This window comes from Streptomyces sp. NPDC028305, from assembly GCF_055569495.1.
Map to the genome: position 1 here is coordinate 502,849 of NZ_JBVHTN010000003.1, position 26,461 is coordinate 529,309.

The following is a 26,461-nucleotide window of genomic DNA, read 5'->3' on the forward strand; positions in this document are numbered from 1 at the left end:
GCTTTGCCCGTCACCGTTCTGTGTGAGCTGCGATGCGATCAACTGAGGGTGGCCGCCGACAGGTCCGGTCGCTGAGAAGCCGCTGCGGCGGATCTCCTCCAACTGCTGGTCCAGAACGTTGATGTCGACGATAGTACGTAAGGTGTGCCGGGTGAGTCCGCGGCCGACCGCTGACGGTCGCCTTGGGATAATTCGCCGACTACCGCACCCCTGCACTTGTCGCCACGACAAGGCAAAAGCCCAGGCCACAGCAGAGCGCGCCCCTCGGTGATCGCCCGGCGTGTCCGCCCGGACGGAGAATGGGCTTACCGATACATCACGCCACCTTCAGGAAGCGATCACCATGCGCTCCTCTGCCGACCGCGGACGTGTCTGCCGCCGCCACGGCTGCTGCGACGTGATCGGCTCGGTCGACACGGACGCCACTCAGCGGTTCTTCACCGAGGGGCTCCGCTTCAAGATCAGCGACGACATCAGGGGAGTGGGCCGCCATCACATCGGCTCGAACTTCTTCTGGTACCTCAAGGACCTGGCGGGTGGCTTCTTCGAGTACCACAGCGAGCTCGACTGCATCCTGGACGACCGGCTCTGGGAACCGAGCGTCTTCGAAGAGCCAAGGGCCTCTACAGCTGGGGGCCGCTGCCCCGTCGTCGTTCCTCCCTCCCGAGGGTCCCGCCGCCCTGATGACCGCGTCCACGCCCCGCGCTCAGGAGCCCGCTGACGCCGGACACGTCCCCTGAGCACGCCTGGGCCCGGTTCACCGACCTGTTCTCCGGTACGGCGGAAACAGCCGCGCTGCGCGAGCGGGTCGCGGCCGCGATCGCCGACAAGCGCCACGAGTTCCGCGCTCACAACATCGAGATCGGTTACACCTACACCTCGTCGGCCATCGTGCATGACGGCACGGCACCGCATGTCTACGCCGATCCGGTACTGGACTTCCACTCCCAGACCCGGCCGGGCCACCGCATCCCGCACGCCTGGATCAGCCGGGGCGACCGGCAGCGGTCCACCTACGACCTCACCGGACGCGGCAGATTCGTCCTGATCGTCGACGCGTCCGATCCCGGAGGCGCCGCGTGGGCAGAAGCCGCGGCCGACTCCGCCAACCGCTTGAGCATCCCCCTGGACATCCTGTGCCGCTCGAAAAGTCATCGCCGCAGGTGGGCTGGATGCGGTAAGAACGACCGGCAATGGGCATCGGGTGTGGGGGAGGATGCAGAGCAGGCACGGGTCCTCGTGATCATGGAGTCTCTACGCTCAGTGATCACGAAGGACGGCCGTGCCCGCGCTGCCGTCTTGCTGCTCGAAACCGCTCAGCGTCGGAGGACGACGATCATGACCGCCGTGCTCCGGGTCGGCCTACTGTGCCGGGCGGAACGGCTGCAGGAAGCGCATCCCGTCCTCGACGCTGCCGTCCATCAGTTCCAGCAGTTGGGGCACCAGGTCCTGCATGCGGGGTGCCTGCAGGTGGCCTTCGAGGGCCTCGCGGCTCTCCCAGCGCTCGAAGATGACGAACGCGCCCGGTTGTCCCTCGACCTGGTGAGCCTCGTAGTCGATGTTGCCCGCGTCGTAGCGCGATGCGGTGACGGCGGCTGTCATGAACGCCTTCATCGCGGCTTCCTTCCCGGATTTGGCCCGGGCTTCCCACACCACGGTGACGTAGTGGTTCGACGTGGTGGTCACGCTTGCTCCTCCTGACTCCGAACAGCATCGTTGTGCGCCGTTCACGACTCGACACTGAGCCCCCGGGGAGCGTTGGCGGGAGCTACGGGACTTCGTGGTACAGCGCGTACCACCCAGCGGGGCGGGGTGTGCGGGAGGATGGTGTGCATGGATCAACTCGGTGCCGCGCTGCGGGCGTGGCGGGACCGGCTGGACCCATCGACGGTGGGCTTCGCACACGGCTCACCCCGTCGGGTCCCCGGTCTGCGACGCGCGGAGCTGGCGACGCTGGCCGGCATCTCGGTCGAGTACGTGGTCCGGCTGGAGCAGGGACGGGTGGCGACACCCTCGGCGCAGGTCTGCTCGGCCCTGGCTCGCGCCCTGCACCTGTCCGACGACGAGCATGCTCACCTTTTGCGCATGGCCGGTCACGCAGCGGATCCGAGTCGGGTTCCACGAATGATCCCAGGGAGCCTGTACCGCATCGCGGACCAGCTCGCCGGCAACCCGTTGGCGATCTACGACGCCACCTGGCAGTTGCTGCACTGGAATCCGCTGTTCGCGGCCACGTTCGGCGATCCCACGGTCCGCGGTCTGGGAGACCGCAACGTCCTGGTCTGGAAGTTCCTGGGTGAGCTGCCCCGGGTCCGGCAGACGGCGGCCGAGCGGGTGGCGTTCGAGGAATCCCTCGTCGCCGACCTGCGCGCGACGACGAGCCGGTACCCCGACGATCCCGACCTCGCGGCGTTGGTATCGAGGCTGAACCTCAGCCCACGGTTCTGCGAGTTGTGGAGCCGCCGAGCGGTGGGCGGTCACCAGAGTGCGCACAAACTCGTCCAGCACCCGGATGTCGGAGACATCGCCATGAACTCCGACATCCTCAACACCCAGGACACGAACCTCCGCCTCGTGGTGTACACGCCGCAGCCAGGCACCGACGCCCGCAGCAAACTCGAATTCCTTGCGGCCATTGGGGTCCAGAGGATGTCTCCTCAGGGATGAAGGCCCGCGTTCTGCCTCATCCGGTGGACCAGGCTACTGGGTGGTGCGCGCGGTACCAGGAAGTCCCGTAGCTCCCGCCAACCCTCCCGGGGACCCAGCATGGAGTGCGTGAACAGCGCACGACCTGCTGTTCGGACCAGGAGGAGCCAGCATGACCACCACATTCATCACCGGGGCCAACAAGTCCCTCGGTCTTGAAACCGCTCGTCGCCTCGTCGAGGCGGGGCACACCGTCCTCCTCGGTGCCCGCCACCGTGAGCGCGGTCGGGCCGCGGCCGAGTCGCTCGGCGCCCGGTTCGTTCAGATCGACGTGACCGACGACGCCTCGGTCCAGGCCGCGGCCGCGGATGTCGCCGCGCATGAGGGAACGATCGACGCCCTGGTCAACAGCGCCGGCGTCCTCGGCAAGGTCGGCCCCGTCGAGGAGTACACCGCGGCCGACGTGAGCGCCGTACTCGACGTGAACGTCGTCGGGATCGTGCGCGTCACGCACGCCTTCCTCCCGCTGCTGCGCAAGTCGCCGAACCCCGTCATCGTCAACGTGTCCAGCGGGATGGGCTCCTTCAGCATGACCCAGGCCGCTCGCCGTCGAGGTTCAGCTCGCCGCGTACCAGGAGGATCGGTGAGAGTGGCTTGCCCTTCCTGGCATGTTCCAGATCCTTTGCGACCTCGGGGTCATTTGCGGGAAGCAGTTGCAGTCGGGCCGCACGCAGGATGTCCTTGGCGCGATGCCGCACCATCGGCGCCTGCGAGAACAGCGCGGTGAGGACATCCACGAGAGCCGGAGCTGCCGTCAGTCGCAGAAATGAATGTCCGCCCACCGGCCCGTCCTCCACCTCTGAGGCAGTTCCCGAGCGTTGGCACCGTCCTTCACCGTCGCCTCAGGGCGAACGAGGCGAACTCCCGAAAACCGCGAGAGGCGGGTAACAGGTCGGGGCCCGCCGGGAGCCACGCGGGTGCCCAACGGTCGTGCGAGGCACCTGGCCACATTCTCGGCTACCAGTAGTGCCGTCGCCCGCCGACCGCATGCCCCACAGAGCCCAGGACCCACAAGATCGCTCCAATCACGACCAATGAGAGGTTTTCAACCTGAAGTTGCAGGTCGCAGGGCTGGCGTGGGTCGTGGGTGGGTGCTCGTGCAGGTGAGGGACGTGATCACTGGCAGGTGATCGTCCGTCAGCGGCTGACTTCCGCGTTCGTCAGCACGAGCAGGGCGCGCAGGAGTGTGGTGGCGTGGCGGGCCCTCATGCGGACCTTGGTGAGGATCCGCCAGTTCTTCAGGTCGGCGAAGCCGTGCTCGTTCGCCGCGCGTTCGCGGTGATCAGTCGGTTCGCCTCCTTCTGGGCGGCGGTGAGCGGCTGACCGTGGGTCGCCCGGCGGCCGGTGATGATCACTGGGTCGTCGGGGTCGTCGTCCAGGCCGATGAAGCCGAGGTCGGCCAGGGCGCCCAGGCCGGCCTCCCGCAGGCGGGTGGTGATCTTGTTGTGGCGGGCGGTGGTGATCTCGCTGGAGCGTCCCGGCTTCGCCGCGGAGATCCACAGCAGGTTGCCACGCTCGTCGGTGAGGGCGAGGAACAGCAGGCCGTGGGCTTTGTGTTTGCCCGAATAGTTCGGCCGGTTCTCGTCCCCGGTGCGTCGGCGGGTGCGTACGAGGGTGCCGTCGATCAGCACAACGACGCCACCCTTGCGGGCGATTTTCTTCAGGGCGCGGTTCAGGCGCGGAGCACGCGCCGACAGCAGCTCGATCACTTCCAGCAGCCAGCGGCGCACGGTGGAAGCGGAGACGCCGTTGCCGCCCGCCATATCGGAAAGCCGCTGGTCGTGGCGGAGGACAGCGAGGGCGATCAGGGCAATCCGGCCGGGCGGGAGCTTGCGCCAGCGGGAGCGGATGGCGACCTGCGACTTCAGGTTGAAAACCTCTCATTGGGAATGCGGCACTCTTCGCCCGGATGCCGACCCGCGGCGTGCGTGATGGTACGTCTTCGATTAGCGGTCGATGGCGGCCATGTTGTCCGCGTCGTAGCGCTCGCCGGAGGCCGGGGGCAGGTCGTTCAGGCGGGCGACGTGGCTGGCAGTGAGCTCGATGTGGTCGGCGGCGGCGTTCTCCTCCAGCCGGGCGACTCGCTTGGTGCCGGGGATGGGCGCGATGTCGTCACCCTGGGCGAGCAGCCAGGCCAAGGCGACCTGTGCGGGCGTGGTGTCGATCTCGGCGGCCACGGCCCGGACCTCGTCGACGATTCGCAGGTTGCGTTCCAGGTTGCCGTCGGCGAAGCGGTGGTTGGTGCGGCGCCAGTCGTCGGCGTCAAGATCGTTCAGGGAGCGGATGTTGCCGGTCAGGAAGCCGCGGCCAAGCGGGGAGTACGGCACGAAGCCGATACCCAGTTCGCGCAGGACGGGCAGGATCTCGGCCTCCGGGTCGCGGGTCCACAGCGAGTATTCGGACTGGACCGCGGTGACCGGATGCACGGCGTGAGCGCGGCGGATCGTGGCGGGGCCGGCCTCCGACAGGCCGATGTGGCGGATCTTGCCTTCGGCCACCAGTTCGGCCAGCGCGCCAACGGTCTCCTCGATGGGCGTGCCGGGGTCCACCCGGTGCTGGTAGTAGAGGTCGATGTAGTCGGTACCCAGGCGCTTCAGTGATCCCTCCACGGCCAGGCGGATGTTGGCCGGAGTGCTGTCCGGAGCCGAGCCACCGGTGTGGGAGATCAGTCCGAACTTGGTCGCCAGCACGACCTCGTCTCGGTGCCCCTGCACGGCCCGGCCGACCAGCTCCTCGTTGATGAAGGGGCCGTACCCCTCAGCGGTGTCGATATGGGTGACCCCGAGGTCCAGAGCGCGGTGGATCGTACGGATCGACTCGTCGTCGAGCTGGCCGGCGCCGGTGTAGAACGCCGACATTCCCATGGCTCCGAGACCGATGCGCGAGACCTTGAGGCTGCCGAGCGAAATGGTTTTCATGGCGCGGACTTCCCTTCCCATTAGTTAAGTACCGGTCGGTGCAGAACTGTAGCACATCAAGACCGGCCGGTACTGAACTGCGTTCGCCGCCCGGGTAGGATGAAACTGCTGGTCAGCGTAGATCTGTACCGAGGGGTACGCTTGTGGCATGGGTGACTCACGTAGGGCCGTCATGGGTCGGCCTCGAGGATTCGACATCGACCAGGCGCTGGAACGCGCGATGCGGGTGTTCTGGGCGCGAGGTTACGAAGGTGCAAGCCTCGCTGAACTGACCGGCGCCATGGGGATCACCAAGACGAGCATGTATGCGGCCTTCGGCAACAAGGAGCAGTTGTTCCGCAAGGCCCTCCAGCGCTACGGCGCGGGGCCGGCCGCCTACGCCACGCGTGCCCTGGAGGAGCCCACCGCACGGGCTGTGGCCTTGGCGTTCCTCCGCGGAGCGGTCTGCACCACGACCCCTCCCGGCGGCCCCTCCGGGTGCCTGACCGTGCAGGGTGCGCTGGCGTCGAGCGACGAGAGCCGGGCCGTCCACGACCTGCTTGTCGACTGGCGCAACGACGCGGGGGGCCGCCTTGAGGAGCGCTTCCGGCGCGCCGTCAACGAGGGTGATCTTCCGCGCAACGCCGACCCTCGGCGTCTTGCCCGGTTCATCATGACGATGGGTTTCGGCATCGCAGTGCAGGCCGCCAACGGCCTCGGTCCTGCTGAGCTCGATGAGATCGTCGACACGGCGTTGCTCGGCTGGCCTGCATAGCGGCTGCACCCCTTCGCTCGCCCCGGTGAGACATTCTCCTCGCATGAGGGTCGTGACGGTGCGGCAAAACTTCGGTACCGTCCGGGACAGAAGTTTCGAGCAGTGGTTCCTCCCCCTGCCGACGATCACCGCGACGAAACCGTCGAGAGCCGTCGCGAAACACCGAGCATGACCTCCGCTCCGGGGGCCGAAGAAGGAGATCATGTCCGACACCGACCTGCGCGAGTTCTACCTGCGCTACATCGGGGCGCTCAACGCACACGAGATCTCCCGCATGGACGAGTTCATCAACGACGAGACCACCCTGAACGGCGAGCCGGGCACGCGGGACCAGGTCATCGCTGTGCTGAACGGCGACATCGACGCGGTCCCGGACTTCCACTGGGAGCCCCGGGAGATCGCGGTCGATGGTGATCGCCTGGCCGCCCGTCTGACCAACACGGGCACGCCCGCCAAGGAGTGGCTCGGCGTGGCTCCCACCGGCGCCTCGTTCGAGATCGTCGAGTACGCCATCTACCAGGTTCGTGACGGGCGGTTCGTGCACATGACGGCCCTGCACGACGCCGAGACCCTGAGGCGGCAGCTCGGTGCCTGACCCCCGTAAGCCGATCGGCGTCGGCATCGTCGGCCTGAGCGCCACGGGAGGCTGGGCGGCCGGGGCTCACCTGCCCGCGCTGAGAGCCGTCGACGGGATCGAGCTTCGCGCGCTGGCGGCGAGCTCCGAAGCCTCGGCCCAGGCCGCGGGAGCGGCGTATGGCGTCCCCGCGTACACGTCGGTCAAGCAGCTCGCCAGCGACGAGAACGTCGACCTCGTTGTTGTCGCCGTCAAAGTGCCCCAGCATCGCGAACTCGTGTTGCCCGTGCTGAAGGCGGGAGTGCCGGTGCTCTCCGAGTGGCCGCTCGCCGTCGACCTGCGCGAGGCCGAGGAGATGGAGCGTGCCGCCGGGACGACGCGCACCTTCGTCGGTCTTCAGGGACGCTCCTCGCCTACCTTCCGCTGGCTGGCCGACCTCGTGTCCGAAGGATTCGTGGGGGAAGTGCTCTCCGCCACCGTCGTGGCGTCTTCGACCGAATGGGGCACTCCGGTGTCTCCGAACATGGTCTACACGCTCGACCGCAAGCTCGGGGCCACGATGCTGACCATCGCGTTCGGACACGCGATCGACCTGGTGTCGATGGTCGTCGGCGAGCTTCAGGAAGTGGTTGCTACGACCACGACCCGGCGCCGCCAGGTTCCCCTCGGGCGCACCGGGCAGGTCGTTCCGATGACCGCCGAGGACCAGATCGCGATCTCGGGCACCGTGGCGGGCGGGGCGATCCTATCCGTCCACCACCGTGGAGGCGCGGCATCGGGTGCAGGGTTCTCTCTGATCATCGACGGCACGGAGGGGAGACTCGAGATTACCGCCGCCGAGTTCCCGCACGTCGGTCCGGTCACCGTGTGTGGCACACGCAGCGGCGGTCGGCCTACGAAGGTCACGCTGCCCAGCGGCTACGACGACTACCCCGCCCTGGCCGGATCAGTGATCCACACGCTGGTGCACGCCTACGCCGCGATTCGGGACGACCTCGTCCACGGAACGGCTGTCGCCCCGGACTTCACCCACGCCGTCAAGCGCCACCGACTCCTTGACGCGATCGTACGGTCCGCCGCCACAGGCCAACGAAAAGCCCTCCACCCTTACGACCTTGTGCGCAGTAGTTGATGGTGCGTGACCTGGGGTTACCAGGTGAGTCCGGCGGACTTGTCGGAGACCAGGCCGGCGATGGCGTTGATGGTCTCGGGGAGGAGTTCGCGGCGGCCGGTGAAGCGTTGCAGGACGCGCCACCATTGAGAGGTTTTCAATCTGAAGTTGCAGGTCGCCGGGCTGGCGTGGGTCGTGGATGGGGTGCTCCTGCTGGTCGGGTGCCTGATCTCTAGCAGGTGATCATCGGGCGCGTTGGTGATTCGCTGGAATTGTGGTGCTGGGTTCTGGCTCCTTCGTAGGCTCCCGAGGGAGCGGGCGCGGGAGGGCTGCTGGTGGCGGATGTACTGGTGTGGGTGATGCAGCGACGGGTGGTGCTGGCCGATCGCGCCGAGCGGCTGCGTGAGGAGCTCGCCGAGATCGATGCCGAGGTGGCCCGGCTGGAGGCCGCAGAGGTGGTGATCGGGCAGTTCATCGAGGCCGAACGCGCTGGTGACGCCGACGAGCCGGCCATGGCCGCCGAGTTGGAGCGGGTCACGACTGCTCCGGGTGCAGGCGGGATGCTCCTGGTCCCGCACCGCAAGCCGGGCATGGATGAGAGCGTGCTGCCCGCTGACTACCAGGCGATCATGAAGATTGTGGCCACGGCCTCGGATCCGGTCCGGCCAAGGACATCAGCGTCCAGCTCGGCAAGGGCACCGCGCCTGGGCAGGTGGAGCCGGTGCGTGACAAGCTCAGGCGCCTGGCCGACCGGGGCTGGCTGCACCGCACCCCCGCCGGCCGCTTCACCGCCCTGCCGCAGCCGCCTGCATGACCGGCATCAGCCGAATGTCGGCGTAACGCGCATGCCCCCGACGGGTGTTGGGGATTCCATGCGAAAGAACACCAGCCCCGCCGAGGGCACTGACGGCCTTGTCTACCAGTGCCGCCGGCCACTGTCGAGCGCCACCCTGGACCTCGTCTCCGGCCTGGTCCGCGGCCACCTGAAGAAGATCCGCTCCCGCTGGCGCAAGCTCCCGCCCGGCCGGATTGCCCTGATCGCCCTCGCTGTCCTCCGCCACGACCAGCGGCTTTCCGATATGGCGGGCGGCAACGGCGTCTCCGCTTCCACCGTGCGCCGCTGGCTGCTGGAAGTGATCGAGCTGCTGTCGGCGCGTGCTCCGCGCCTGAACCGCGCCCTGAAGAAAATCGCCCGCAAGGGTGGCGTCGTTGTGCTGATCGACGGCACCCTCGTACGCACCCGCCGACGCACCGGGGACGAGAACCGGCCGAACTATTCGGGCAAACACAAAGCCCACGCCCTGCTGTTCCTCGCCCTCACCGACGAGCGTGGCAACCTGCTGTGGATCTCCGCGGCGAAGCCGGGACGCTCCAGCGAGATCACCACCGCCCGCCACAACAAGATCACCACCCGCCTGCGGGAGGCCGGCCTGGGCGCCCTGGCCGACCTCGGCTTCATCGGCCTGGACGACGACCCCGACGACCCAGTGATCACCACCGGCCGCCGGGCGACCCACGGTCATCCGCTCACCGCCGCCCAGAAGGAGGCGAACCCACTGATCAGCCGCGAACGCGCGGCGAACGAGCACGGCTTCGCCGACCTGAAGAACTGGCGGATCCTCACCAAGGTCCGCATGAGGGCCCGCCACGCCACCACACTCCTGCGCGCCCTGCTCGTGCTGACGAACGCGGAAGTCAGCCGCTGACGGACGATCACCTGCCAGTGATCACGTCCCTCACCTGCACGAGCACCCACCCACGACCCACGCCAGCCCCGCGACCTGCAACTTCAGGTTGAAAACCTCTCAATGCGATTCCAATGGTCCACAAAATGGAGATCCCGGCCAGGAACCCAATGACGAGAAGAATGACCCCCAGGACGATCATGGCGTCCTCCGATCTCGCACGAATGCCCTCTTCCCTCGGCTGTCCCCACGGCAACCGCTCCCGGATCAGCTGACCTCCTGGCGCCCCTGCTCGGTCCTTACACGGTTCGATCGCTACCCAGGAGGGAACATATATGAACAAAAGACGCTAGATACGGTGCCAGCGAGAGCCACTGAGAGGACTGGTCATGAGGCTGGGCAAGAAGACCGCGCATTCCGCGGAAAAGGAAAGAGGAAAGCTGAAGAAAAAGACCGGAAAGGCCGCCGGCGACCGTTCCCTGGAGGCCAAGGGGAAGGGTGAGCAGGCCAAGGGCGGTCTCAAGCAGGCCGGGCAGAACATCAAGGGCGCTTTCAAGCGCTGACCGAGCACTCCGGATCCCCGGTCGGCCAGAGTCTGCCGGAGGGGGATGCCGGACCGGCCTCTGGCCCGGCGGGCCTGCTGGTGGCCGCCGCTCGCGCTGGAAGTCTGCGCGGGCGGCGGCCACAGCGTACCCGGGGCTGCGACTTCGGAGTGCGCGGCGGGGCCGGCGGTCAGGCGTTGAGCAGGCGGTCGAAGGAGGACCGATATTGCTGGAGGGCTATGCGCAGGTCCTCGGTGGACAGGCCCTCTTGGACGGGCGTCGCTTCCTCACCGCGTCCGAATCCGCTTTCTCGCCCAATGTCTCTTCACCTCCATTGTGTGGTCTGTGGCGGCGTGTGGTCTGTGGCGGCCGTCCGCTGGGCGCTCAGCGGCTCCCGCCCGACGGAGCGGTGTCATCTTTCAGCAGTTCGTCGAACAAGGCGCGGTAGTGGACCATGGCGCTCCGCAGTTCCTCGGTTGAGGTGTTCCTGCCTCCGGCGCGACGGTTGATCTCGTGGGCAATGCGGTAGTGCTGCAGCGTTTCGGCGTGTTCAACCGAGAGATCGCGCTTCTGTTGCTCGTATCCCTCGGTCGGGTAGCCGCGCTCGCCATCAGCGTGGTCACGAGCTGGTCCGCCTCGCCCACGGCCCGGTCAGGACCATCCACGAAGTGCTTCTGCACGATCCCGGTGGATTGCCGACGAGGCGTGAAGGCCACCGGCCCCCGGGGAGGGTTTGCCGGTTGTGCAGCGGTCTTCGCTACTGCACCATCACACCCGCGCTGACCCCTTGGCCCGCCGCCGCGTCGGCGATCGCCCCGGCCTCGGCTCGCACAGCTACGTAGTCGCATGACGCCCATGGCGAACGTGTCTCAGGTGTACGTCCGCGTATATGCAGGGTCGACTGCAGCCCCAGAGTGTCAGGGCCATACCCTGCGTGGAGCACGCCCGGCGCGCAACCGAGAGATCTCGTGGCACCGGGGTACCCATCCGGGTGACCGGTCCCTCATCACCTCGACGGCCCACAGGCCCAAAGGAGCACCGGATGCCATTGCCAGCAGGGCGGGGAGAGCTCTCCACCGCGCTCGTCGACGCCCTCCTGGGCGCGCCCGGGGAGGCGACGCTGCCCGCGGGCCGCCCGCTGCGGGAGGCGGATCCGTACGGGGACGACCTGCAGCTCGGGCTCTATCTCTGCTACGAGCTCCACTACCAGGGTTTCGCCGGGGTGGACGACGGCTGGGAGTGGAATCCAGACCTGCTACGGCTGCGCCAAGCGCTGGAGCAGCGTTTTCTCGCTGCGCTGCGCGCCGACGCCACCAAACACGACGAGGTGGCAACCGCTCTGGAGGGGCTGCTGGTGGAGTCGGGCGATGGCGCGGGAGTGTCTCACTACCTCAGGGACGAGGGGGAGCCCTGGCAGCTGCGTGAGTACATCGCCCAGCGTTCGCTCTACCAGCTCAAGGAGGCTGATCCGCATGTGTGGGTGATTCCGCGGCTGCGAGGTGAGGCCAAGGCGGCCATGGCTGCGGTGGAGTACGACGAGTTCGGCGCCGGACGCGGGGAGCGCGTGCACGCGGAGCTGTTCGCCGACTTGATGGCGGGCCTGGGTCTGGACCCGACGTACAACGACTACCTGGACGCCGCGTCGGCGCAGATGCTGGCCGTGGTCAATTTGATGTCGCTGCTGGGGCTGCACCGCGCGTTGCGCGGCGCCCTGGTGGGGCACTTCGCCACGGTCGAGATCACCTCATCGCCCTCCTCCGACCGGCTGGCCCAGGCGCTGCGCCGCATGGGAGCGGAGGAGGCGGTCGCGTTCTTCTACACCGAGCATGTCGAGGCCGACGCGGTGCACGAACAGGTCGTGCGCCATGGCGTGGTCGACGGCCTGCTGCGGGACGAACCAGGGCTGGCCCCCGATGTCGCCTTCGGAGTCGACGCCACCGTCTTCCTGGAGGACCGGCTCGAGAGTCAGCTTCTGGGCGCTTGGCGCGACGGCCGCTCCTCACTGCGTATTCCGCTGTGACCTCGGCGGACGGCGGCGGTGGCTGGTGTCGCACCACGGATAACGCGCACTGCGGCCGCACAGACACACCGCGGCCGTGAAGCGATCGGAGCGGACCACGCGGCCGTCCGGCAGGGCCACCTCGACGGGACCTTCGATCAGCATCGGGCCGTCCGTCCCAAACGTCACCCGCACGACAGACTCAGGCCTGTCGTACCTCCACCGCTCCGGATGCGTCCCGTCGCTGTCGTTGCGCTCGTTCGGCACGGATCACCACCAGCTCTTCGGTTTCTTCGCCCGGTTCGATCAGCCCGCGGCCCTCCAGCCACGCGGCCCGCTCGCGCAGCACCGGTCCGAACGGGATGAGGCGGCGGTCGACCACGGCCGTCCGCATAGCCGCCTGCCCCAGCCGCCTCACGGTTCTTTCGATGCCGCACAGCGCGGAGTGAACCAGAAGGAGCACACCTCCGGGGCGCAGCAGCGGTGGCGCGTCCCGGCAGATCCGGTCGACCAGTGCCCGGCCGTCGACACCGGCGTTCCACGCCACAGCGCGGCCGCGGCAGGCGCCCGGAGAGGGCACATAGGGGGGATTGGCGACGATGAGATCGAAGCAGCGGTCAGCCACCGGGGTCAAAAGATCCCCGCGCATCACTTGGATCCGCAGCCCCTCCACCCGGGAGTGGAGCCACGCCGTCGCCACGGCCAGGGCCGAGACATCGACCGCGGTCACCCGCCCAGCACCGCGCCGGGCCGCAGCGATGGCCAGGGCACCGCTACCGGTCCCGACGTCCAGGACGGCGGTGTCCTCGGTGATGTTCTCCCGGTGCAGCGCTTCGGTCAGCAGCCACGTGTCGTGCTGCGGCGCGTGCACCCCTTGAGGGGTCATCAGCACCATGCGCCATGAGTACCCAGAGATGGCGCCGAGCCACCAATTTCGCATGGTCGGCCCTGGCGCGCGGCTCGATGTCCAGTGCCGCGTTCGCGGCAGGAGCCATCATTTCCGTGGTAACACACCCCAGGGAATCGCTCTCACGCCCGATGGGGCCCGCGCGTATGTGGTCAACCGTGGCTCGAACACGGTAAGTGTGATCGACACCGCCGCCGGCGCCGTCACCGCCACCATCGGCGTCAGCGCCCACTCGCGCTTCGTGGCCGTGAGCCCGGACGGCTCCCATGCGTATGTGGCGAACGCCGACCCTGACACGGTGGGTGTGATCGACGCCGCCACGCACACTATCGTCGAGAACATCGGCTTCGGAGACGGCCCGACCGGTATCGCGCTCACCCCGGATGGGGCTCGCGCCTACGTGACGAACAACGCAGTCGCGGGCACCGTCGGCGTCATGGCGACGACCGTGTTCCCGACCAGGGTCCACGGCCGGCGGGACCTGGTCTGCCGAACCCATCCGCCCTGGTGGGAGGTGGTGTGCGGTCGTGTAGGCAGCCTCGTCGGAGGTCGCTCGAACCCGTACCCTCGCGCGGCTGTCGATCGTCGCGGAATGATGGTCGACCGTACTGCTGCGCCTGCTACCGACGAGCGACCACCACAAGGACGCCGAGATCCTGGCCCTGCGCCACCAGCTGATGGTGCTGGAGCGGCAACTCGGCAAGGGCGCTGTTCACTCCGAGCGACCGAGCGATCCTGGCCGCACTGCTGCACCGGCCGCCACGGGACGTACTGCGCGGAATGCGCCTGGTCGTCCGTCCCGATACAGTATGGCGCCCGCACCGCAGCCTGGTCGCACGCCGCCACGCAGCCACCTCCCGCCCCAAGCGTCAGGGAAGGCCACGCACTCCGTCAGGCCGGGATCGACCCGGCACCCGAGCGGGCCTGCAGCACGTGGGCCGACTTCCTGCGCTCCCAGGCCGATGCCCTGCTGGCCTGCGACTTTTCGGAAGCCACCTTGTCCGGGATGCGACTGTACGTATTGGCGGTGATCGAGCACGCCGGCCGACGCGTTCGGATCCTGGGTGCGACTGCGCACCCGACTACCTCGTGGGTGGCGCAGCCGCTAAGAACCTGGTCATGGACCTTGAGGACGCGGGCTGCCGGGCACGGTTCCTGATCCGGGACCGGGACGGGAAGTTCCCCGCCATCCGAGGGCAGCCACTCACGGGGTGCCGGTGGCGGAATCGGCGTCCGCACCCGTGCGGTGGAATCAGGCCCGGTGGCGGCCGGCGGACCCGACGGGCCCCGATGCCGTACCTGCGGCTTCCTGCGATCCTTGTTGAGGAGGAGGCGGCCGTCAACGGCGCGAGCGCCGCCGCGGTTTCTCCTTCTCTTCGTCCTCATCCTCCACGTCCTCAGGCTCCTCTTCCTCCTCGGCTTCCTCGGCTTCTTCTTCCTCGTCCTCGCCCTCTTCCTCCTCATCCTCCTCTTCTTCCTCGCCTTCGGGCTCTTCTTCCTCCTCCACGACCTCACCCTCGTGCACCGTGCCCCGCCAGCCCTCGATCTCGTCGGGTTCAAGCAGCACCTCGGTCATGAGATGGCGACGGAAGTGTTTGAGTTCGAGACGCGCGCGGCGGCCCTGGGCCCGCCAGATGTTTCCGGTGCGCTCGAAGAAGCCCTGGGGGTAGTACTGGAGGACCAGCAGGATCCGGGTGAGATCTGGAGCTATCTCATGGAAGGTGACCGCCCCGTTCACATGGCCCTTCTCGGCCCGCGACTTCCAGATGATCCGCTTGTCCGGCACCTGTTCGAGGATCTCGGAGCGCCACTTGCGATGGGACCAGAAAACCTGGGCCTTCCACTCCATTTCTGTTTCGGACTCCTGTTGGACGTCCTCGACCTTCTTCATGTAGCTGGGAAAGTCCTCGAACTGGGTCCACAGGTCGTAGGTGAGGGACACGGGGGCACCGACGTCAATCTGTTCGACGATGTTGGTAACCTTCAGCTTCTTGTCCTTGCCACCACCACCGCCGCCGAGGCCCGGTATAGCCTCCTTGGCTTTGTCCATGACCTTGTCCTTGGCCTTGCCCAATCCGGCCTTCACCAAGGGTTTCACCACGGCACCGAGCCCGCCTCCGGAGCTGCCGTCCCCGCCGATACTGCTCACCGATGACAGGGCTTTCTCACCCAGTGCGGTGAGGAGATTCTGTGCTTCCTGCTTCAGACGGTCAGTGGGCAGCTGCTTGGCGAGGGTGCCGACCCCGCCCGTGTGCTGGTTGTCCGGTTTCTCAGCCATGCCCCATCACCCTCGGCTCCGTCCGGACCCTCCGGCCTCGGTCTTCTTTTCGTGCTCGGCCGGACGGTCAGCTGACGTCTTCGATTTGCCGGCTCGGGACCGCTCCTCGTCCCCGGGTCCCTTCTGCGATTTAGCTTCATCCCCCCGTGCGCGGTCCCCCTGTGACGACGGCTCACCCGGCTCCTGACCATTCGGGCCGGGACGCAACGCCAAGGCCCACTCCCCCATGGCGTCACTCATGGAATTCATTCGATTGCTTATTGTCGATACGGCTGCCGAGCGCCCCGCAGTCATCAACTCGCTGCGAAGCTCCTGGCCGAGTCGGCCGAGCCCAGGGGAATTCGCCTGCCCCCCATCGGCCACATCGCCGCCGGACAGGAGGCGTCTCCCGGCCGTCAGTCCTGCGAGGGTGATAGCCCAGCGCATCTTGTGCGTGCGTCCGACGAGATAACCGCCGATGAAAACCAGAGCGGCCTGGACCTTCTTCATGCTCGCTCCTCCTCCCGCCACAAAGACGAAGCCGTAAATCAGATCATACAAGTAAGTATGGCGCATATCGCTCGATCGCGTCATGTGGCCATGCCTCGGGAGCTATGGATGCACCACGCCGCTGCCGGATCCGAGGCCGTCACGCTCAGGCCGCAAGCGTCAAGGACGGCACCACCGCGTTGCTACGTCCGGAGCGTCAGCAGTACGCCTCTCAGCGGAGTTCGGGACCGGAGGGCACATACAGCTCTGGCACCGCAGCAATTCCGAGTGATTGCACCGTGCCGACGATCGCGGCCTCCTCATGACTGGGTCACACGCTCACAATCGTGCTGGGTGACCGGGAAGATGTCGGCCGCATGAGTTCGGTCTCGAACTCATCGCCCTGGCTGGGCCAGCTACCGGCAGCTGACGTTCGCGTGGCGCACCGCGAAGTGGAAGCGGCGACGTCTGTCAGCAAGCAAGCCGTCGGCACGGGAACCAAGATCCGTGCCACAGCGAAACAATGAACGTTTCCACCATGCCCCCAAAGGACCCATTCCGCGACCAGACTGACAACGAGTCGGACAGTGGCGGTCGAGGGGCCTCGAAAATATGACGCGCACCCACGCGGCCAAAGCCCCGTTCGCTGACTGGAGCTGTCGGCTCCGGTGGTGGGGTGTAACCGTCAGCAGGGAGAACAGCAACCGCTACACGACAGATCATGAAACCGTGCGTCGAGTGCGCAAGCGCGCCCAACGCAGGGCACGGCCCAAGGCGAGGTCGTGGTGGCCAGGCTGGTAATGAAGCCGAGGGATCGTTGCGACCAGTCGCCGCATGAGTCGGCTCCTCCCCCCGTCCTCGACGAAGACCGACCCGCGGGCACGTCAGCCCTGGCCGGCGCCGCTCGCGCGCTAGCGGGCTCCCGCAGCGGGGACCTGCTGGAAGGGTTTCCGACTGAGAACTGGGCATCCCCGTGACGTCCCGGCCCTGCCCCTAGGCCGGCACACGACCCGGGAAATCGTTCGTTTCCTTCTCGAGGGCGCCCCTGGTCGTCTCGCTCGCCCCGCGTCACTCGCCACGGAGGGGGAACCCGGAGATGAGCCCTGAGGGGGGAACTCCCTGAGGAACTACCGTCATGATCAAGAAGCTGCACGACGTGGGCCTGCGCAGCGAGCACGCCTACACCGCCGCCGTCGCCTCCATCGGACTCTCCGTGCTCACCTGGGCCGCCTCCCTGCGCGCCGAACCCGGCGCAGGACTCGACCGTGCCGACCGCTGGGGCATCTACGTCGGTGAGTGGGCGCCCACATTCTTCGGCCTCGGCCTCGCCCTGTCACACTACGAGCAGGAAGAAGGCTCGCTGATGGGGAAGGCTCACACGGATGGAGAGCGAAGGCAGCAGATGACAGGCACTGCGTAGCAGGCCCCCTCGGCCACACCAAAACCGAGGCGGTAGGGGGCCGGTCGCCGCGGCGCCATGTGTGGCCGACTCGAACCGGCGACCTCGGACTCACAAGGACGCGCTGCCTTGACCGGCTGGCGAACGGGCACGCTGCCGCGCGGTACGGCTGGGTACGGCGCTAGCGTTGTGGGAGTGCCCCGCCGCGGGAAAAAGCCAAGTGTTGCCGCGACTTGAGCTTGTGTCGATACGCCAACCCGGACAGCCGGGCAGGGGACTCACTGCATCTTTCGCCGAATGGCGGGCAGGGCGGCCGTCGAGTCTCTGCCCCATCTGACGCACTTGACGCCGCTGCGGGTGACGCTGGTGGCAGCTGCGGCACGAGCGGGAGCGGGAATGCCGGGCCCGCGCGGATGTGCACTGCCCCCTTTCCGGACCCGGCAGGGAGTTGACACATGGCTGTACGGCACCAGCTGATCCGCCGCAGTCCCGAAGCGGTGTGGGCGGTGCTGGCGGACGGTACCCGCTACGGTGACTGGGCCGTCGGTACCTCGCAGACCCATCCCACCGACGCAACATGGCCCCGGACCGGATCACGCATCGCCTATACAGTGGAACTCGGCCCGTGGAAGGGCAGCGGAGAGACCATCGCCCGGCGCAGCGAGCCACCGCACATCCTGGAACTGGAGGCCATCAGCGGATGGCTCGGCACTGCCAGGATCGCCCTCGAACTGCGCCCGTGGGGCGAGAACACCATGGTGATCTGCGACGAGCATCCGCTGCGCGGGATCGCCGGGAAGCTACACAACGCGGTGGTGGACGCTCTGATGCAACTACGCCACCGCAGCATGCTCAGTCGGCTCGCCGAAGTGGTCGAACGTCACGAGCCTCCGGGACAGTGTGAACGCGGCCACGACACGTGCCCTCCGACGGAGCGGTAGCCGGTCGGCCGGGAGCAGCCGAATCGCTGGTAGACGTCGGTGGGCGGCAAGGCTCTGGCGCAAACCGTCCGTGGAAGGCCTGACTCACCTGGGCGTCAACGGCCACTGGCCCGCACGGGTGCGCGCACGGCCAGATCTCCGACCCTGGCATCCGCCAGCGCTCGGGCCACATCGGCGAGCGCGCTGGTGTCACCGGCCGCAGAGCCGCGCCCCGTTGTCTTCTCCACGGCTCCGCAATGCAGCCCCCGACCTGCGGGCCCGGCATGGCTTCTCCCCTCTGTTGATCATGATCTGAGGGGTGGCGTCACCGGGCGCCGGAGGCACCGGTAAGCCGCTGATAAGGGCAGGACCGCAGATTCGTCGGCAGGCTCTTCATAAGGCAAGGAAAGTCTTCGACAAGCGACTGCCCAACAGCGAACCCAAGCTCCGCGAGCTCTTCGACAAGCTCCAGTCCAACCACGGCACCGTGCTCGTGGTGGTCGACCAGCCCGCCTCCATCGGCGCCCTGCCCCTCGCGGTCGCCCGTGACACACGCTGCCAGGTGGCCTGTCTGCCAGGGCTGACGGTGCGGCGGATCGCCGACCTCTACCCCGGCGAGGCCAAGGCCGACGCCCACGACGCTCACGTGATCGCGGTCGCAGCCCGCGCCCCGGATGTGGACACTGCGGGTGCCGATACATCATCCGCGCAGCTCAGGCGGCGTGCTGGTATGCGTGGAGGGTCCCGCCGAGTCGGTCTCGTCGGCTGACTTCCAGGTGGGCGAGTTGGGCTTGTTGGGTGATGGGTTCGGGTAGTGGGCGGCAGGGCGCGGCCTGCTCCAGGGCTCTGTGCGGGCGGTGCTCGTTGTAGAAGGATTCGTACTCGCGCAGGGCGTGGAGGAGGTGGCTCTGGTTCCAGATCAGGGTCCGGTCCAGGAGTTCGGTGCGGCAGGTCTTTATCCAGCGCTCCATGAGCGAGTTCATCCGGGGTATCCGAATGCCGGTGGTGACGACCGTGAGACCAGCATCGGTCATCAGGGCGTCGAAGGCGGCTGTGAACTTGGAATCGCGGTCGCGGATGAGGAACTTCACCTTGCTGCCCGTGTCCTCGAGGTCCATGAGGAGGTTGCGTCCGAGCTGCACGATCCAGTCCGCGGTGGGGTGTGCCGTGGCGCCGAGGACCCGGATGCGCCTGGTGGTGTGCTCGATGACGGCGAAGACGTACAGGCGCGCCCCCGTCAGCGTGCGGACTTCGAACAGATCGCAGGAGAGAAGAGCCTCGGCCTGGCTGCGGAGAAAGTCGGCCCAGGTGGTGCTCTGCCGTTCGGGTACGGGTGAGATGCCGTGCTCGCGGAGTATCTCCCAGACCGTGGAGGCGGCGACCTTGATCCCCAGCACCGCGAGTTCGCCGTGGATCCTGCGATACCCCCACGAGGCATTCTCCCTGGCCAGACGCAGGACCAGGGCACGGATCGAGCGGATGGTGCGGGGGCGTCCGCGTCGCCTGGGTACGCAGGTCGCGGCATGGCGCCGCCTCAGCAGCTCACGATGCCAGCGCAACACCGTCTCGGGGCGGACCAGCAGCAGAAGGTGCCGCAGTCTGTCTTTGGGCAGGTGGTGTAGAAGGCCGACAAGGATGGCACGGTCGCTGTCGGTGAAGCTCAGCTTGCCGACCTGACGCTGCAGGACCAGCAGTTGGTGCCGGAGGACGAGGATCTCGATGTCCTTGTCTCGGTCGCTCATCGGCAGGAGGCGTAGGAACGCCAGGGCGTTGGTCGTGGCGAGGTAGGTGAGGCGCAGGAGCACGACAGATCATGATGCCGCCGGGACCCGTGCGGGTGAAGCGCATGGGGCGAATGACAAGGAGAGCCGAAGATCCGTGATCAGGCTCCCGACCTGCGTGGATGATTTATCGGCACCCGCACAGTCGCAGCAGCACGGTCGATCATCATGACGCGTCGACTACCGGCTACGCGAGAGCGCCTACTCGAGCGACGAGACCGACGACCGCCAGTCCAGGTGCAGGCTTCCGACCAGGGCGGATGACATTCTCGGCAAGCGCAACACCAGCAATGGATTTCTGAACGGCACACGATCGAATGTGTTCGCCCGCGGATCAGCATGGAGGAAGGCCGCCGCTTGCAGCGGATCAGCCGGACGGCGAAGGACCCGGTGCGGCTGCGGTGGGCGATCGTGGTGCTGATGTCCGCCCAGGACCAGACGGCCAAGGACACTACCTCGCTGATGCAGGAGCGTTGAGTTACCAGTTGCTTGGTCGGGGCCGTCGTTGGGCGGCTGCACTCCTCATCCGGGTTCAGAGACGTGTTGCAACGCGGATGAGGTCGGCAACTGGACGAAGGCGGCTGTGCGGCGGCCAGGCGATCACCGTTGTCACGGGCGGAGCGTCCAGGACCGGCACGGCGGCGAGGTCTCGGCGCAGGTCGGCGCCGGCTGACTCGGGGATGACCGCGGTGCTGCGGCCGAGCGCGATCAGCTGGAAGAGCTGTGTCAGGTTCCGTACCTCTGCGCCAGGTCCTTCTGGGTAGCTGCCGCCGGGGCCGGGCCAGCGGGCCATCGGGAGCTTTGGCAGTGTGGTGACCTCGTCCATCCGGACCTGGGAGCGGCTGGCGAGCGGGTGTGAGGCCGGCAGGATCGCGACCTGCCCCTCGGTGTACAGGGTTTCGGTGTCGAGCCCGACTGCTGAGTCGAAGGGCAGGTGGAGCAGAGCCACGTCGGCTTGCCCGTCCTGCAGCAGCCGCTGGTGCTGGTGTGCCTCGCAGAGCAGCAGATCGACGGTGGCTGCGCCGGGTTCCGCGGCGTAGGCGTCGAGCAACTTTGTCAGCAGCTCGCCGACGGTGCCGGATTTGACGGCGAGGACGAGGCTGGGATGTGCTGTCGCGGCCCGTTGGGTACGCCGCTCAGCTGCGGTCACTGCGCTGAGGATCGCTCGTCCTTCGGCCAGCAGCACGGCTCCGGCCTCGGTGAGCGTGACGTTGCGGCTGTTGCGTTCCAGCAGTGCGATTCCGAGCCGCCGTTCGAGCTGGGTGATCGTGCGCGACAGCGGCGGCTGGGCTATCCCCAGGCGCTGGGCAGCCTTGCCGAAGTGCAGCTCCTCGGCGACGGCGACGAAGTACCGCAGCTCGCGTATTTCCATGAGCCCAGGCTAATGACGGGCAGACGGCTGATCGATATCGCTCGGGTATGGCTGCACTACCGAGATGGTGTTGGTGCCCGGCTGCGGCGCAGGCATGCTCGCTGTCATGAGCGAGAAGACGATCGCGCTGGTCACCGGCGCGAACAAGGGAATCGGGTATGAGATCGCGGCCGGGCTGGGTGCGCGGGGCTGGAGTGTCGGTGTCGGCGCCCGGGACGAGCAGCGCCTGGAGGACGCCGTGGCGAAGTTGCGCGCGGCTGGTGCCGACGCGTTCGGCGTACCCCTGGACGTGACCGACAGCGCGAGCGTGACCGCCTCAGTCCAACTGATCGAGGAGCGTGCAGGACGGCTCGACGTACTGGTCAACAACGCCGGCATTGCCGGCGGCTGGCCGGAGGAACCCACCACCATCGACCTCGAGACCGTACGGCGACTGGTGGAGACCAACGTCATCGGCGTCATCAGGGTCACCAACGCGATGCTGCCGTTGCTGCGCCGTTCGGCGCACCCGCGGATCATCAACCAGTCCAGCCACGTCGGCTCCCTGACACTGCAGACCACACCCGGCGTCGACCTCGGGGGGATCAGCGGGGCCTACGCGCCGACAAAGACCTACCTCAACGCCGTCACCATCCAGTACGCCAAGGAGCTGAGCGGCACCAACATCCTGATCAACAACGCCTGCCCCGGTTACGTGGCCACCGACCTCAACGGATTCAGCGGGACCCAGACCCCCGAACAGGGCGCGGCGATCGCCATCCGACTGGCGACCCTGCCGGACGACGGTCCGACCGGCCAGCTCTTCGACGACAACGGGGTCGTGCCCTGGTGACCTGACCTTCGGATGCGTTCCCCGTCGATCGCAGACCGCGGCCGCCCGTCGGCCCCACGTGCACCCCTGAGGGACCGTGTCGGGACGCACCAGCAGCCGCACTCCGCGAAGCACGTCCATGGGGAGCCGGTGCAGCAGCGCCGCCAGAAATGCCCGGTCGCTCGGCGCGAACCGCACCCGTTCCTTGCCGAGTTGGCGTTCCAGCACCATGATCTGGTGGCGCAAGGCGAGTATCTCGACAGTCTTGTCTCGATCGCCCACCGGCAGCAGGCGCAGCATGGCGAACGCATTCGCCACGCCCAAGCAGGCCAGTCGCAACAGCGCGGTCGATCATCTTGCCGCAGTGAGCTCCAGCCTCGCGAGAGCGCGCGCTCGGGCGACCTCAACGGTCGACCTTCGGTACACCGCGCGCACCGCATCCCACCAGGGCGGATGATATTTTCGGCAAGCGCAGGCCTTGCTGGTCTCTCCGCGGTCGGTCCTTCGCTGGCACGCACGGCTCATCGCATAGAAGTGGACCTACCCATCCCGTCGCCCCGGCCGACCACCCAAACCAGAGGCCCTGCGGCAACTGGTCGTGCGCTTGGCGCGGGAGAACCCTGGATGGGGATACCGCCGCGTCCACGGAGAGCTCCTCGGCCTGGGGCACAACGTCGCCGCCTCCACCGTCTGGTCCATTCTGAAGCAAGCAGGGATCAACCCGTCGCCGCAGCGCGTCGACCGCTCCTGGGCCGCTTTCCTCAAAGCCCAGTCCTCCGCGATCGTAGCCACCGATCTGTTCCACATCGACACGGTCTTCCTGCGGCGTTGGTTCGTGCTGTTCTTCATCAACCACGGCACCCGCCGTGTGCACATCGCCGGCATCACCCGACACCCGACCAGCCTTTGGATCACCCAGCACCCGCAACTACCTCATGGACCTCGGCGACCACGCCAAGTCGATCAAGTTCCTCATCCGGGACCGCGGGGCCTACTTCACCGACAGCTTCGACGCTGTCTTCCAGGCGATCGGCGTGCACGTCCTCCCCACACTGCCCCGGGTACCGCGGATGAACGCCATCGCGGAACGCTGGATCGGATCATGCCGACGCGAGGCGACCGACCGCATCCTGATCACGGGAGAGCGCCACCTACGCCTCGTCGTCAGTGAGTACGCGAAGCACTACAACCAACACCGGCCACACCGATCCCTCGGACAACGGGCGCCGGACCTACTCACCGAGCCCGGACCACCCACCACCACCGACAACACTCGCGTCCATCGACACGATCGACTCGGCGGCCTCATCCACGAATACACGCAGGTCGCATAGGGTGACACGATTTCCGGCACCCACACACGCCATACTTCGCGGCCCGCCGCAGGATCTCCCGCTCGAGCTCGAGTTCCTTCACCCGCGCCCGCAGCTGCCTATTCTCCTTTCTCCATCGCGCTGGCCTCACCGGCCCCAGGCCGGGCAGCCTGTTCGGCATCCCGCACCCACGTGCGCAGCGTCTCGTGGTTGACACCCAGGTCCTTGGCTACCGACGCGTACGTCCCGCCCGGGGTGACCCGGTACAACGCGACGGCATCGGCCCGGAACTCAGGCGAATACTTCGACGTCCCCCAACGGGAACTCCTGTCCTATGGATCATCACGATCCAATGATCAGGGTGTCCACGATCAAGGGCTAATCCCCCTTGCCCAGCGGGGAGGGCTGCCCCCGACCCAAGACGGGACCGCACCCGCTCCTTCCTCCTGGTTCGTAGCACACGGCTCGAAACCGGTTACGTCAGTGGTATGGCGTTGTAACAGTCTCGGCGGAGGCTCATGGCGCACCTCCGGTCTCCTCAGTAACTCGCACCCCCCACGTGACCGGGTTGACCGAACGACCGCTCCCCGGCCGGCGCGCGCCCCGGGGTGCGGATGAGGAGGAATTGATGGCTGCAGAGCAGTCCCCGGCATCCCGCCGTAACTTCCTGAGATCCGTCGGCGTCGCGGGTGGCGCCGGAGTGCTGTACTCGGCGATGGGCGCACTCGGGCTCGCCCCGGTGCCAGACGTGCGGGCGGATGAGTACCGGGCGCCCCAGCGAAGCGACTTCGCGCTCACCGGGCGCGGCGGCAAGAAGGTGCTCGTGCTCGGCGGCGGCATAGCCGGCCTGGCGACGGCGTACGAGCTGGGCAAAGCCGGTTACGACTGCCGGATCCTGGAGGCGAAGGACCGCCCCGGGGGCCGCAACTGGACGGTCCGCGGCGGCACGATGCTGACCGACCTCGACGGGCGTACGCAGACGGCGTCGTTCACCAAGGGCCAGTACATGAACGCGGGCCCGGCCCGGCTGCCGCAGTCCCACGTCACTCTTGAGTACTGTCGCGAACTCGGCGTCGAACTCCAGGTGTTCACCAACCAGAACGCCAACGCGTACATCTACCACGAGAGCAGTGCCGCCCTCGCGGGCAAGCCCATGCGCTGGCGCACGGCGAAGGCCGACGTCTACGGCTACCTCTCCGAGCTGCTCGCCAAGGCCACCGACCAAGGCGCCCTGGACGCACAGCTCACCGCGCAGGACAAGGAACGACTGATCGCGTTTCTGCAGAGCTTCGGCGCCATCAAGGGCAAAGCCGACGGATACGCCTACACCGGCACCGACCGGCGAGGCTACTCCATCGAGCCGGGCGCGGCCTTCGAGGACGGCACGGTCCTTGGCCCGGTGCCGACGCTGTCGGACGTCATCGCCAGCGGCGTGGGGCAGCGCTTCGCCTTCGAACTCGGCTACGACCAGGCCATGCTGATGTTCCAGCCGGTGGGCGGCATGGACGCGATCCCGTACGCCCTGGCCAAGGCGATCGGCCAGAACCGCATCACCTATGGCGCCAAGGTGCTGGAGGTCAAGGACCTGCCGGACGGTGCCGAGGTCACGTACAAGGGCGTCGGCGGCCGTACCCGCACCCAGCGCGCCGACTTCGTTGTCGCGGCCATGCCGCCCATGGTCATGGCCCGCCTCAAGCACAACCTGGGGACCGACATCACCGCGGCGCTGAAGGACGCCATCCCGACCCCCGTCGGCAAGATCGGGCTCGAATACCGCAGCCGATGGTGGGAGACGGACGAGCACATCTACGGTGGCATCACGCCGACCGACACCGACCTGGCCACCATCTGGTACCCCTCCTACGGCTACCAAGGCCGCCGCGGCACGCTCATCGGCTACTACAACTTCGGTGCCAACGCCGTCGCGTACAGCGATCTGCCTCACGCCCAGCGCCTTGCGCGGGCGGTGAGCCGGGGCGTGAAGATCCACGGCGACAAGTACCGCACCGAACTCGATCACTCCTTCAGCGTGGCCTGGCACCGCACGCCTCATATCGAGGCCGGCTGGGTGGGCTGGCCCTCGCAGACCGGTCCCGAGTACAAGCTGCTCAACCAGCCCGCCGGGCACGTCTACTTCGCTGGCGACTGGCTCAGCCATGTCATCGCCTGGCAGCACGGCGCGTTCACCTCGGCCCGCAAGGTCGTGACCGACATCCACGAAAGGGTGATGGCCGTATGAAGCGACGTACGAAGGTTGTGATCGGTACAGCCCTGACCGCCTCGCTCCTCACCGGCGGCACCGCGCTCGCCGAGGGCAAAGGCTGGTGGCCCGGGCCCAAAGAGGTCCGCGTCATGCTGCCCGAGAGCCAGTCCAACCCGGCCATCGCCACCGGAGTGGCGACCGGCGGTGAGGTAGCGATCTACCAGAGCAGCGGCCTCGGCCCGACCGCGCTCAACCCGTCCGCGCCGGTCGGCTCACCCGAGCTCTACACCGACCCGGCCCTCACTCAGGGCGCCACGGGAGTTACGGTCACCGAGGCCCAGGCACTGGTCGTCCTGCGCAACATCAAGACCAACCTCGAAGCGGCGGGCCTGACCCTGGCCGACGTCATCACCATGAAGTGCTACCTGATGAAACCGCCCGGCGTCGAGACCGCCGACTACGCGGGATGGAACCGCGCGTACCGCCAGTACTTCGCCAACATCGACCTCACCTCGAAGGAGGTCGTCCCGGTCCCGATGGGCATCTCCGCCCCCAAGGCACCGCTGGTCGCCAACAAGGCCCGTCCCGCGCGCGCCACGATGGAGGTCGCGTCGCTGGCCGTCAAGGGCTGGATGGTGGAGGTCGAGGTCACCGCCGCGTACAAGGCGCGCTGACCGGCACAGACCCGCGGGGCAACTGCCAGCGAGGGGCCGGGCCCGT

Annotated in this window: 25 protein-coding genes and 8 pseudogenes; 19 read left to right on the plus strand and 14 right to left on the minus strand. The window is 67.5% G+C overall.

What is annotated here, in order from left to right; all coding sequences use genetic code 11:
- Window positions 1-343 precede the first annotated feature (343 nt).
- Window positions 344-721 carry a hypothetical protein gene (locus tag ACZ4WQ_RS13615; protein WP_398372158.1) on the plus strand — a complete coding sequence of 126 codons (378 nt, stop codon included), beginning with the start codon at window positions 344-346 and terminating at the stop codon, window positions 719-721.
- A gap of 170 nt (window positions 722-891) precedes the next feature.
- Window positions 892-1,107 (plus strand): annotated as a pseudogene (locus ACZ4WQ_RS13620) (aromatic-ring hydroxylase C-terminal domain-containing protein); the annotation flags it as partial.
- A 255-nt stretch (window positions 1,108-1,362) separates the two neighbouring features.
- On the opposite strand, the gene ACZ4WQ_RS13625 reads toward ACZ4WQ_RS13620, so the two are convergent.
- A complete protein-coding gene (locus tag ACZ4WQ_RS13625) occupies window positions 1,363-1,686 on the minus strand; it encodes a putative quinol monooxygenase (protein WP_398372156.1) in 324 nt (107 codons plus the stop codon).
- 147 nt (window positions 1,687-1,833) lie between these two features.
- Between ACZ4WQ_RS13625 and ACZ4WQ_RS13630 the strand changes: the two genes are divergently transcribed.
- Both ACZ4WQ_RS13630 and ACZ4WQ_RS13635 read left to right on the plus strand, forming a co-directional pair.
- On the plus strand, window positions 1,834-2,667 hold the full coding sequence (locus tag ACZ4WQ_RS13630) for a helix-turn-helix transcriptional regulator (RefSeq protein ID WP_468022203.1): 834 nt from the start codon (window positions 1,834-1,836) through the stop codon (window positions 2,665-2,667).
- Between the two features lie 151 nt (window positions 2,668-2,818).
- A complete protein-coding gene (locus ACZ4WQ_RS13635) occupies window positions 2,819-3,433 on the plus strand; it encodes an SDR family NAD(P)-dependent oxidoreductase (RefSeq protein WP_398372152.1) in 615 nt (204 codons plus the stop codon).
- A 230-nt stretch (window positions 3,434-3,663) separates the two neighbouring features.
- Here ACZ4WQ_RS13635 and ACZ4WQ_RS13640 read toward each other — a convergent pair.
- From ACZ4WQ_RS13640 to ACZ4WQ_RS13650, 3 genes and pseudogenes are all read right to left on the minus strand, one after another.
- Window positions 3,664-3,741 (minus strand): annotated as a pseudogene (locus ACZ4WQ_RS13640) (DUF6131 family protein); the annotation flags it as partial.
- Between the two features lie 203 nt (window positions 3,742-3,944).
- Window positions 3,945-4,469, minus strand: a complete 525-nt coding sequence (locus tag ACZ4WQ_RS13645; protein WP_398372150.1) for a transposase family protein — start codon at window positions 4,467-4,469, stop codon at window positions 3,945-3,947.
- Window positions 4,470-4,652: 183 nt separating this feature from the next.
- The gene (locus ACZ4WQ_RS13650) at window positions 4,653-5,624 is read right to left on the minus strand and encodes an aldo/keto reductase (protein WP_398372148.1); all 972 of its coding nucleotides are present in this window, start codon (window positions 5,622-5,624) and stop codon (window positions 4,653-4,655) included.
- A 148-nt stretch (window positions 5,625-5,772) separates the two neighbouring features.
- On the opposite strand from ACZ4WQ_RS13650, the gene ACZ4WQ_RS13655 reads away from it, so the two are divergent.
- The 3 genes from ACZ4WQ_RS13655 to ACZ4WQ_RS13665 all read left to right on the plus strand — a co-directional run bounded on the left by ACZ4WQ_RS13655 (window position 5,773) and on the right by ACZ4WQ_RS13665 (window position 8,084).
- Window positions 5,773-6,378, plus strand: a complete 606-nt coding sequence (locus ACZ4WQ_RS13655) for a TetR/AcrR family transcriptional regulator (RefSeq protein WP_311729307.1) — start codon at window positions 5,773-5,775, stop codon at window positions 6,376-6,378.
- 202 nt (window positions 6,379-6,580) lie between these two features.
- Entirely contained in the window at window positions 6,581-6,973 is a 393-nt protein-coding gene (locus ACZ4WQ_RS13660; RefSeq protein ID WP_311729306.1) for an ester cyclase, read from the plus strand.
- Window positions 6,966-8,084, plus strand: a complete 1,119-nt coding sequence (locus ACZ4WQ_RS13665; protein ID WP_398372145.1) for a Gfo/Idh/MocA family protein — start codon at window positions 6,966-6,968, stop codon at window positions 8,082-8,084. Before ACZ4WQ_RS13660 ends, ACZ4WQ_RS13665 begins: the two co-directional genes overlap by 8 nt.
- Window positions 8,085-8,101: 17 nt before the next feature.
- Here ACZ4WQ_RS13665 and ACZ4WQ_RS13670 read toward each other — a convergent pair whose 3' ends face one another.
- Entirely contained in the window at window positions 8,102-8,641 is a 540-nt protein-coding gene (locus tag ACZ4WQ_RS13670; RefSeq protein WP_398372143.1) for a hypothetical protein, read from the minus strand.
- 294 nt (window positions 8,642-8,935) lie between these two features.
- Here ACZ4WQ_RS13670 and ACZ4WQ_RS13675 point away from each other — a divergent pair, with 294 nt between their 5' ends.
- Both ACZ4WQ_RS13675 and ACZ4WQ_RS13680 read left to right on the plus strand, forming a co-directional pair.
- Window positions 8,936-9,769, plus strand: a complete 834-nt coding sequence (locus ACZ4WQ_RS13675; RefSeq protein ID WP_398372141.1) for a transposase family protein — start codon at window positions 8,936-8,938, stop codon at window positions 9,767-9,769.
- A 368-nt stretch (window positions 9,770-10,137) separates the two neighbouring features.
- Complete coding sequence (locus ACZ4WQ_RS13680; protein WP_398372139.1) at window positions 10,138-10,311, plus strand: CsbD family protein; 174 nt, start codon at window positions 10,138-10,140, stop codon at window positions 10,309-10,311.
- A 363-nt stretch (window positions 10,312-10,674) separates the two neighbouring features.
- Here ACZ4WQ_RS13680 and ACZ4WQ_RS13685 read toward each other — a convergent pair.
- Window positions 10,675-10,970: pseudogene (locus ACZ4WQ_RS13685) on the minus strand (hypothetical protein); the annotation flags it as partial.
- Between the two features lie 362 nt (window positions 10,971-11,332).
- On the opposite strand from ACZ4WQ_RS13685, the gene ACZ4WQ_RS13690 reads away from it, so the two are divergent.
- The gene (locus ACZ4WQ_RS13690; protein WP_311729311.1) at window positions 11,333-12,310 is read left to right on the plus strand and encodes an iron-containing redox enzyme family protein; all 978 of its coding nucleotides are present in this window, start codon (window positions 11,333-11,335) and stop codon (window positions 12,308-12,310) included.
- Here ACZ4WQ_RS13690 and ACZ4WQ_RS13695 read toward each other — a convergent pair.
- Complete coding sequence (locus ACZ4WQ_RS13695) at window positions 12,290-12,454, minus strand: CDGSH iron-sulfur domain-containing protein (protein ID WP_311729312.1); 165 nt, start codon at window positions 12,452-12,454, stop codon at window positions 12,290-12,292. The genes ACZ4WQ_RS13690 and ACZ4WQ_RS13695 overlap by 21 nt on opposite strands.
- Before the next feature lie 37 nt (window positions 12,455-12,491).
- Window positions 12,492-13,184 (minus strand): HemK2/MTQ2 family protein methyltransferase, encoded by a 693-nt coding sequence (locus ACZ4WQ_RS13700; RefSeq protein ID WP_398372136.1) that lies wholly within the window; start codon window positions 13,182-13,184, stop codon window positions 12,492-12,494.
- A 43-nt stretch (window positions 13,185-13,227) separates the two neighbouring features.
- Here ACZ4WQ_RS13700 and ACZ4WQ_RS13705 point away from each other — a divergent pair.
- Together ACZ4WQ_RS13705 and ACZ4WQ_RS13710 are read left to right on the plus strand one after the other, a co-directional pair.
- Window positions 13,228-13,515, plus strand: a pseudogene (locus ACZ4WQ_RS13705) (YncE family protein); the annotation flags it as partial.
- Window positions 13,516-13,858: 343 nt separating this feature from the next.
- A pseudogene (locus ACZ4WQ_RS13710) lies at window positions 13,859-14,387 on the plus strand (integrase); the annotation flags it as partial.
- A 148-nt stretch (window positions 14,388-14,535) separates the two neighbouring features.
- Here the strand turns inward: ACZ4WQ_RS13710 and ACZ4WQ_RS13715 are convergent.
- Window positions 14,536-15,474 carry an SRPBCC family protein gene (locus tag ACZ4WQ_RS13715; protein ID WP_398372134.1) on the minus strand — a complete coding sequence of 313 codons (939 nt, stop codon included), beginning with the start codon at window positions 15,472-15,474 and terminating at the stop codon, window positions 14,536-14,538.
- A 6-nt stretch (window positions 15,475-15,480) separates the two neighbouring features.
- Window positions 15,481-15,963: a hypothetical protein gene (locus ACZ4WQ_RS13720; protein WP_398372132.1), complete on the minus strand. Its 483-nt coding sequence runs from the start codon at window positions 15,961-15,963 to the stop codon at window positions 15,481-15,483.
- A 1,114-nt stretch (window positions 15,964-17,077) separates the two neighbouring features.
- Between ACZ4WQ_RS13720 and ACZ4WQ_RS13725 the strand changes: the two genes are divergently transcribed.
- The 3 genes and pseudogenes from ACZ4WQ_RS13725 to ACZ4WQ_RS13735 form a co-directional block, all read left to right on the plus strand.
- Complete coding sequence (locus ACZ4WQ_RS13725) at window positions 17,078-17,362, plus strand: hypothetical protein (RefSeq protein WP_311729316.1); 285 nt, start codon at window positions 17,078-17,080, stop codon at window positions 17,360-17,362.
- A 434-nt stretch (window positions 17,363-17,796) separates the two neighbouring features.
- Window positions 17,797-18,282 (plus strand): SRPBCC family protein, encoded by a 486-nt coding sequence (locus ACZ4WQ_RS13730; protein WP_385346854.1) that lies wholly within the window; start codon window positions 17,797-17,799, stop codon window positions 18,280-18,282.
- Between the two features lie 382 nt (window positions 18,283-18,664).
- A pseudogene (locus ACZ4WQ_RS13735) lies at window positions 18,665-18,946 on the plus strand (IS110 family transposase); the annotation flags it as partial.
- Window positions 18,947-18,974: 28 nt separating this feature from the next.
- On the opposite strand, the gene ACZ4WQ_RS13740 reads toward ACZ4WQ_RS13735, so the two are convergent.
- Both ACZ4WQ_RS13740 and ACZ4WQ_RS13745 read right to left on the minus strand, forming a co-directional pair.
- Window positions 18,975-20,066 (minus strand): integrase core domain-containing protein, encoded by a 1,092-nt coding sequence (locus ACZ4WQ_RS13740; RefSeq protein ID WP_398372129.1) that lies wholly within the window; start codon window positions 20,064-20,066, stop codon window positions 18,975-18,977.
- 508 nt (window positions 20,067-20,574) lie between these two features.
- Window positions 20,575-21,414 (minus strand): LysR family transcriptional regulator, encoded by an 840-nt coding sequence (locus ACZ4WQ_RS13745; RefSeq protein ID WP_398372127.1) that lies wholly within the window; start codon window positions 21,412-21,414, stop codon window positions 20,575-20,577.
- A 94-nt stretch (window positions 21,415-21,508) separates the two neighbouring features.
- Here ACZ4WQ_RS13745 and ACZ4WQ_RS13750 point away from each other — a divergent pair, with 94 nt between their 5' ends.
- Complete coding sequence (locus ACZ4WQ_RS13750) at window positions 21,509-22,246, plus strand: SDR family oxidoreductase (protein WP_398372984.1); 738 nt, start codon at window positions 21,509-21,511, stop codon at window positions 22,244-22,246.
- 72 nt (window positions 22,247-22,318) lie between these two features.
- On the opposite strand, the pseudogene ACZ4WQ_RS13755 reads toward ACZ4WQ_RS13750, so the two are convergent.
- A pseudogene (locus ACZ4WQ_RS13755) lies at window positions 22,319-22,525 on the minus strand (integrase); the annotation flags it as partial.
- A 635-nt stretch (window positions 22,526-23,160) separates the two neighbouring features.
- Here ACZ4WQ_RS13755 and ACZ4WQ_RS13760 point away from each other — a divergent pair.
- Window positions 23,161-23,559 carry an integrase core domain-containing protein gene (locus ACZ4WQ_RS13760; RefSeq protein ID WP_398372125.1) on the plus strand — a complete coding sequence of 133 codons (399 nt, stop codon included), beginning with the start codon at window positions 23,161-23,163 and terminating at the stop codon, window positions 23,557-23,559.
- A 31-nt stretch (window positions 23,560-23,590) separates the two neighbouring features.
- Here the strand turns inward: ACZ4WQ_RS13760 and ACZ4WQ_RS13765 are convergent.
- Window positions 23,591-23,807, minus strand: a pseudogene (locus tag ACZ4WQ_RS13765) (transposase); the annotation flags it as partial.
- Window positions 23,808-24,166: 359 nt separating this feature from the next.
- Here ACZ4WQ_RS13765 and ACZ4WQ_RS13770 point away from each other — a divergent pair.
- The gene (locus ACZ4WQ_RS13770) at window positions 24,167-25,777 is read left to right on the plus strand and encodes a flavin monoamine oxidase family protein (RefSeq protein WP_398372123.1); all 1,611 of its coding nucleotides are present in this window, start codon (window positions 24,167-24,169) and stop codon (window positions 25,775-25,777) included.
- Window positions 25,774-26,415 (plus strand): Rid family hydrolase, encoded by a 642-nt coding sequence (locus ACZ4WQ_RS13775; RefSeq protein ID WP_385346866.1) that lies wholly within the window; start codon window positions 25,774-25,776, stop codon window positions 26,413-26,415. Before ACZ4WQ_RS13770 ends, ACZ4WQ_RS13775 begins: the two co-directional genes overlap by 4 nt.
- Window positions 26,416-26,461: the final 46 nt, after the last annotated feature.